The 7,150-nt window shown below is 64.8% G+C and carries 6 protein-coding genes; all 6 read left to right on the top strand.

Annotated features, from left to right (window positions below):
* The first annotated feature begins 148 nt into the window (after positions 1–148).
* Complete coding sequence (locus tag ACR2JI_RS09415; RefSeq protein ID WP_526389813.1) at positions 149–1,048, top strand: molybdenum cofactor synthesis domain-containing protein; 900 nt, start codon at positions 149–151, stop codon at positions 1,046–1,048.
* Complete coding sequence (locus tag ACR2JI_RS09410; protein WP_526389812.1) at positions 1,045–1,848, top strand: hypothetical protein; 804 nt, start codon at positions 1,045–1,047, stop codon at positions 1,846–1,848. The genes ACR2JI_RS09415 and ACR2JI_RS09410 overlap by 4 nt, the downstream gene beginning before the upstream one ends.
* Positions 1,845–2,690 carry an ATP-dependent sacrificial sulfur transferase LarE gene (gene larE, locus ACR2JI_RS09405; protein ID WP_526389811.1) on the top strand — a complete coding sequence of 282 codons (846 nt, stop codon included), beginning with the start codon at positions 1,845–1,847 and terminating at the stop codon, positions 2,688–2,690. Before ACR2JI_RS09410 ends, larE begins: the two co-directional genes overlap by 4 nt.
* Positions 2,691–2,710: 20 nt before the next feature.
* Positions 2,711–3,877: a nickel pincer cofactor biosynthesis protein LarC gene (gene larC, locus ACR2JI_RS09400; RefSeq protein WP_526389810.1), complete on the top strand. Its 1,167-nt coding sequence runs from the start codon at positions 2,711–2,713 to the stop codon at positions 3,875–3,877.
* Between the two features lie 38 nt (positions 3,878–3,915).
* Positions 3,916–6,360, top strand: coding sequence for a CaiB/BaiF CoA transferase family protein (locus tag ACR2JI_RS09395; RefSeq protein ID WP_526389809.1), 2,445 nt, complete (start codon positions 3,916–3,918; stop codon positions 6,358–6,360).
* Between the two features lie 29 nt (positions 6,361–6,389).
* On the top strand, positions 6,390–7,150 hold a 761-nt coding region (locus ACR2JI_RS09390), incomplete at its 3' end, for an aldehyde dehydrogenase family protein (protein ID WP_526389808.1).

The following is a 7,150-nucleotide window of genomic DNA, read 5'->3' as shown; positions in this document are numbered from 1 at the left end:
TCGACGGCAGCTACGGTTCGCTCAACGTCAGTGAGTCGATGGCGCAGCAACTCGCTGAATCGGCCCCGGCATGCGCGCACCACGTCGAGGAGGTCTTGCTGCCCATGTGGCTCAAGCAAAGGGGAATCGACCCCGCCGGCTATCTGTGATGAACTACCAGTACGACCTGCTCAGCAAAAGCGAATTGAAGGTCACCCGGATTGAGCTCAGCGGGGTCGACCTGACCCGGCTGGCAGCGGTGGCCGCCGACGTACTCGTACTGGAACCGAACGAGGTTCTGGTGACTGACTATCTCGACAATGTCGTCACCTTTGATGTCCTTCGGCCATCGATGTACCCCCATCAACTGCTCGGCCGGTCTGAGGCACTGTTGACGGCGCTCGCCGGAGTCAGCGGGGTGACGCTCTCGCCAGAGTCCCGCGTGACCGCTGACGGCATGTTGGGATGGATCGCCGCGGACCCCGAACAACTCGCCGCCGCGATGGAAGGCGCGCAGCGGATCGCCGAGCAGATCGAGGAACGCATCCGCAGTCGGGTCGGCGTCTTCTCCACCGGCGCCGAACTGGTCAACGGCGAGGTCAAGGACACCAATTGGATCGCGTTGTCCCAGGCCCTGACCGCGGCGGGATTGCGCTGTGAGTACCTGGGCGCGCTCCCCGACGATCAGCAGCTGATCACCGGTTCGATCCGGCGCGCGATAGACGAGGGCCACGGAGTGATCATCACCACCGGCGGCGTGGGCGCCGAGGCCAAGGACTTCACCGTCGAGGCGATTCAGGCTCTCATCCCCGACGCCGTGACGCCCTACACCAGCTACTTCACCGCCGGCCACGGGCGTCACGTGAAAGACGGTGTGCGGATCGCCGTCGGCACCTATCGCGGGAGTCGAGTCGTGGCGTTACCCGGTCCCAATGATGAGGTGCGGGAATGTCTCGGCGATCTCGTCACCGGCTTGAACAGCGGCACCGGTGATGCTCCGCTGGCAAATGCCATCGCTGAGCGGCTACGTGCAAAACTGCGCGACCGGATGGCCGGGAGTCACGAATGACCCGGACGGCCGGTGCGGTACCTCGTCTGACCGATCGGCTGCTCGCCGGTGTCACAGGCATACGGCGGGCGGTGATCACCCCCACCGAGGACGGCGTGGTGGCCGGCACCGATGCCCTTCGCGAGCTGGCCGCCGATTCCCGTTTCGGCGACTGCGAAGTGCGGTGCAGTGACGGGCAGTCTGTCGCTGCCGGTGAGGTGCTCGCCGAAATCATCGGCACGGCAATCGAGCTCGCCGCAGCCGAAGATGCGGTGCTCGGACCGCTCGGCTTCGCCGGCGGGGTGGCACGCAGGTGCCACGACATCGTGGAGTCCGCGCCGATGGGCCTGCGCATCGTCTGCGGCGGCTGGAAGAAACTACCGGCCGCGCTCAAACCCCTGCTGCGAGCAGGCTTGGACGCGGGCGGAGTGGGATCTCGACTCGTCGATGGCGATTTCGTTTACATCGATAAAAATGTCGTCCGTCTGCTCGGTGGAGTGCCGCAGGCCGTTGCCGCTGGCGCACTGTTGGACAACGGTCGGTTTGCGGTTCAGGTTGATAGCCCTGATGGCGCGTTGGCCGCGGTGCACGCCGGCGCCGGCATCATCATGGACGACACCGGCGATTTGAGTGTTCTCGCCAGTATCGACACAGCCTTGCGGGAGTGCGGCATGCGCGATGATGTCGTCCTGGCATTTGCCGGTGGCGTTCGGCCCGAACAACTCTCACAGATACGCGAATGCGGCGCCGACGTCGTCGATCTCGGCCGCGCGATAATCGATGCCCCACTGTGGGACCTGCATCTCGTGGTGCAGCCGTGACGAGCCGCATTCTCACCGCACTCAACGAGTGGTTTGACCAGTCACCGCAGCGAATGATCGCCTGCAGTGGCGGTGTCGACAGTATGCTTCTGGCGACGGTCGCCCACCGTCACAACGCCGATGCGACGGTTGTCGTACATGACGTGACCGCCGCGGTTCCTGCCGCCGACACCGTCCGCGTCATCGAACATGCCACGGCCGAGGGCTGGAACTTGACAGTCATCTCCTCGGAGGAGTTCGCCGACGAACGGTATCTGTCCAATCCCCGTGACCGCTGTTACTACTGCAAGAGTCACCTCTATGCGGCGATGGGCCGGGTCGCGGACACGGTAGCCGGCGATCGGGAACTCTCGATGGTGTTGCTCAGCGGCGCCAATGCCGACGACCTTAACGAGTTCCGTCCGGGGCTGAAGGCTGCGGCCGAGAACGGTGTGCGCCATCCGTTCCTCGAACTGGATATGGGTAAAGCCGAAATCCGCAGCACAGCTGACGAATTGGGACTTGCATTCGCGGATCTTCCTTCGTCGCCGTGCTTGGCAAGCCGGCTCTACACCGGAACGCGAGTCACTCAGCGACGATTACGGGCGGTCGGAGTGGGTGAGGAGCTGGTGCGGCAACGCACCGGCATCGATGTGGTGCGCTGCCGGATCGACGCCTGCGAGGTGCGGGTCGAGGTGCCGGACGCCGATGGCGAACGGATCGACTCAGGCTTGCTTGACGCCGTGCTGGCCGCGATGCGGGCGGTCGAACCGGAGCTTACGAACATCTCTGTCGACCCGCGCGGGTATCACCCCGGCCGCGCGTTCGAGCTAGTCCCGGCCGATTCGGTGCCCGTGCGGTGACACGGGTCGGGTGGCTTGATGTGAGCAACGGTGTAGCGGGGGACATGCTGCTCGGTGCGCTGAACTCGGCGGGGGTGCCGCTGGATTTGATGAGTGAAGCGCTGCGGCCCATGGGATTACCGATCACACTTCATGCCGAGGAGGTCACTCGATCGGGCCTGGCGGCGACCAAGGTCTCTGTCGAGGTACCCGACCATGACCAACCGGTTCGGACCTGGCGCGACATTCAGGATCTGCTGAAATCGCTGGCGGATCCCGTAGGTACATGGGCCACTACGGTCTTCCGGAACCTCGCGGAGGCCGAGGCCGAGGTGCATGGGACTTCTCCTGACGAGGTGCACTTCCACGAGGTGGGGGCGCTGGATTCGATTGCCGATGTGGTGGCGTCGTGCGCGGGATTGCTTGCGCTCGATCTGGATGAGTTGGTGGTGTCACCATTCGCTCTGGGGGGCGGTACCGTACGCGCCTCGCACGGAACGATGCCCGTACCGGTCCCGGCGGTATTGGCTCTGCTGCGCAACGCGCGCGCGCCCGGAAGCGGTGGCGTGGGTGACTGTGAGATGAGCACACCGACGGGGGTCGCGATCGCCACCGCTTTCGCAACCGGCTATGGCCCTCTGCCGCATCTGTCGCCCGACTGCATCGGCACCGGCGCAGGCACCAGAAACCCGACTGACCGGCCGAATGTCGTACGACTGGTTGTGGGCGCCACAACCGGATCAGATTCGGCATCTACCGGGACGGCGGTGGTGCTCGAAGCCAATATCGACGACATGGATCCGCGTCTGTGGCCTGCGGTTCTCGCCGCGCTTCTGTCGGCGGGGGCCGGCGATGCCTGGTTGGTGCCCATCGCGATGAAGAAGGGGCGTCCGGCGCACACGCTGTGTGTGCTGGCCGCGCATGAGCGGGTGGCCGCGGTCCGAGCGGCGATCTTCGCGCACACCACCACGATCGGAATTCGACAACTCACCGTGGATAAACACGCCCTGCATCGTGAGTTTCGAACGGTGGCGGTCGGTGGCCAGAACATCGCAGTCAAACTCGGTGTGCTGCCCAGCGGGGAAGTGGTCAACGCCATGCCCGAATGGGAGGACGTCGCGCGCGCGGCCGAAGCGATTGCCCGACCTGTCAAACAGGTCCTGGCCGAAGCCATCGGATTGGCTGCCGAATTCACCAGACAGATCTGAAAAGACGCTCCGAGATCTCACGATTGGACCGCACCGCCATGCCTTCACCAGCGCAGTCGCCGAGCGCCGATAATCACCTCCCGTTGTCCGGTGTGCGGGTGCTCGACGTCACCGACGGTCCTGCCGGCAAAGCCACCCGCTTTCTCGGCGATTTGGGAGCTGACGTCATCCTCGTCGAGCCGCCGTCCGGTGTGGCGTCCAGGAAAGCTCAGCCGCACTGCGGAAGTAGCTCATACGAGTTCGTGACGACACATTGGAATAAGCGATCGGTAGCCCTCGACCTCGCGGACCCGGTGGACCGTGACGAGTTCCTCCGACTGTCCGACACGGCGGACGTCGTAGTCGAGTCCCTTTCTCCCGGCGCATTAGCTGAATTCGGACTGGGTCCGGCAGCGTTGCGCAAGCGCAACCCATCCCTGGTGGTGGCTTCTGTCACCGCGTTCGGCCAGAGGGGTCCCTATCGCGATTGGCGGGGCCCCGAAGCCGTCGTGATAGCCCAGTCCTCGGCGCTGACCCGCTCCGGAGCTCCCGGCCGGGAACCGCTCGCGCCACCCGGCCCCTTTGCGCAGGAGACCGCCGCGGTGCAGGCGGCCTACTGCATTCTGCTGGCGTACTTCAGATCGCTTCACAGCGGGGATGGTGACTACGTCGACTGCTCACTCTTCGACATGTCCGTGCAGGGTCTGGACCCCGGTTACGGTATGGCTGGTTCGGCAACCGCAGGCAGGCCGCTGCGCGATCTACCGCTGGGCAGGCCCGACGTGACGATGCGCTATCCGATCATCGCCTGCGCGGACGGGTTCGTTCGGATCTGCATGCTGGCGCCCAAGCATTGGCGGGCGATGTTCGACTGGCTCGGCCAGCCTGCGGAGTTCGCCGACCCTGCACTGGAGCGGATCGGCCCGCGGTATGCGGCATGGGATCGCATCAAACCGCGTATCGCGGAGTTGTTCGCCACCCGATCCCGTGCCGAACTGCTGTCGGAGGCGGTCCGGCGGGGCGTGCCGATGGCGGCCCTGAACTCCCCGCAGGAGATCCTCGCCAGCGATCATGTGAGGGAACGTGGATCGTTCCACTCGGTCGAGGTATGCGACGATGCCACCGGCGCTGTGCCCAGCGGCTATCTCGAAATCGACGGCCGGCGTGCGGGCTTCCGTCACCGCGCACCATCGCTGTCGGCGCACCGCATCGACTGGTCCGCCAGACCGGAGTCTGTGCCGGCGCGGATCGTTGAGGGCCTCTCGCAGTCCCGACGGCCGCTGGCCGGTCTCCGGGTCCTCGACCTGGGTGTGATCGTCGTCGGCGGAGACACCGGAAGGCTCCTTGCCGACCAGGGTGCCGATGTCATCAAGGTGGAGAATCGAGCCTTCCCCGATGGTGCCCGCCAGGGTGATCGGGATGACACTGTCAGCCCGGGATTCGCCGTCGGGAATCGAGGCAAGCGCAGCATCGAAATAAACCTTCGCGACCCCGCGGGACTCGACGTATTCCATCAGTTGGTGCGGACATCCGATGTGGTCCTGTCGAATTTCAAACCGGGAACCACCGAGTCGCTCGGCCTGGATCAGGACACGCTGCGCCGAATCAATCCCGCTGTCGTGATCGTCGAAAGCAGCGCGCTGGGCAATACCGGGCCGTGGGGTGACCGGATGGGTTACGGCCCGCTGGTGCGGGCGACCGTCGGATTGACCGGCCTATGGCGTCATGCCGACTCCGCCGAGGGATTCGGGGATGATGCGACGGTCTACCCCGACCATGCCGCGGCACGGGTGGCGGTCACGGCCATCGTGGCGGCTCTCATCGATCGGTGGTCGACCGGGGCGGGGTGCTACATCGCGATTGCTCAGATGGAGACGGTCTTCATGCAACTTGCTGCCCAGTATCTTCGTGAATCACGGGAACCCGGAACGCTGGTGACGCGCGACGGTCTCAGTGAATTCGACTATCCTGCCGATGTTTTCGAGTGCCTCGGCGAGGATGCATATTGTGTCATCGTGGTCGATGGCGACCAGGATTGGCATAAACTGACCTCGGCCATCGGCCACGCCGAACTGGCGACGAATCTCGATTATGCGAGTGCTCGTGACCGGTTGACGCACCGCGACGACATAAGGACATTGATATCCGCGTGGACGCGTGATCGCAGCCCCGCCGAAGCCGCCGGACTGCTGCAGGCCGCCGGTGTGGCCGCCGGCGCCGGTATTCATATTCGGGATCTCGGCGAGGATCCGCACCTGATCGCCCGCGAACAGTTCGCGACGCTGCCGCAGCCGGGGATCTCCGAGCCGCTCTTCACCGAGACGGGGCCGGGGCTCTTCGAGGGTATCGAGGCCCCGACGCTGGCGCCCGCTCCGCTGCTCGGCGAGCACACCCGTGCTGTGTGCCGGGAGGTGTTGGACTTTAGTGACCGACAGATCGATGAACTTATCAGCGCGGGCGTTCTTTTCGAGCACCCCGCTTCGACAACGGCGGCGGGCGGATGAGCCCGGGCTACGAAAGGACAGGGCGCGGGATGAATCATGCTGAGGTGCAGGGGATCTTGGCCGAACAGCGCCGCTACCGCTGGGCCGCGATGCAGACGTCGGCAGAGGAACGCCGCGTTGTTCTGCAGCGTCTGAGGGGGGCAATCCTCGAGAGCCGGGCAGACATCATCGCGGCACTTCACGAGGATCTCGGCCGGGATACCCGACTGAGCAAGGCCGAACTGGGCACGGTGATCGCCGACCTGGATGAAGCCATCGCGAAGCTTGATGAGTGGATGGCCGCGACGCCGGTTGCGCCTGATCCGCGATTTGGCGCGGGCGCACGTGCCGAGATTCGCTATCAGGCCCGTGGCGTGGTCCTGTTGTTTGGTCCGTGGAACTTCCCATTCAGCCTGGTCTTCCAGCCATTGGTCGCGATCGTAGCTGCCGGCAACTGCTGCATCGTCAAGCCGAATGAAATGTCCCCTGCCACATCGGCAGTCACTGCGCGGATCATCAGATCTGTGTTCGAGCCCCGGCACGTGGCGGTCGTCGAGGGAGGTGTCGATCTTGCAGAGGCATTGCTCGAACTTCCTGTTGACCATATCTTTTTCACCGGCAGCCCGAAGGTCGGGCGTGCGGTGATGGCGAAGGCAGCTGTTCACCTTGCTTCGGTGACGCTGGAACTGGGCGGTAAGTGTCCCGCCGTGATCGGCAGGTCAGCCGACCTGGCAGCTGCGATCGCTCATATCGCGGGCGGAAAGCACAGCAACGCTGGACAGATCTGCCTTTCGCCCGACCATGTCTGGGT

It is taken from the genome of Mycobacterium sp., from assembly GCF_051006775.1.
Lineage (GTDB): Bacteria > Actinomycetota > Actinomycetes > Mycobacteriales > Mycobacteriaceae > Mycobacterium.
The sequence above is the reverse complement of the archived record's forward strand: the minus strand, read 5'-3'. Positions and strand labels throughout refer to the sequence as shown.

Coding starts and splice junctions, on each gene's coding strand:
- ACR2JI_RS09410 (WP_526389812.1), top strand. CDS start 1,045: ATGACCCGGACGGCCGGTGCGGTACCTCGTCTGACCGATCGGCTGCTC.
- ACR2JI_RS09415 (WP_526389813.1), top strand. CDS start 149: ATGAACTACCAGTACGACCTGCTCAGCAAAAGCGAATTGAAGGTCACC.
- ACR2JI_RS09395 (WP_526389809.1), top strand. CDS start 3,916: ATGCCTTCACCAGCGCAGTCGCCGAGCGCCGATAATCACCTCCCGTTG.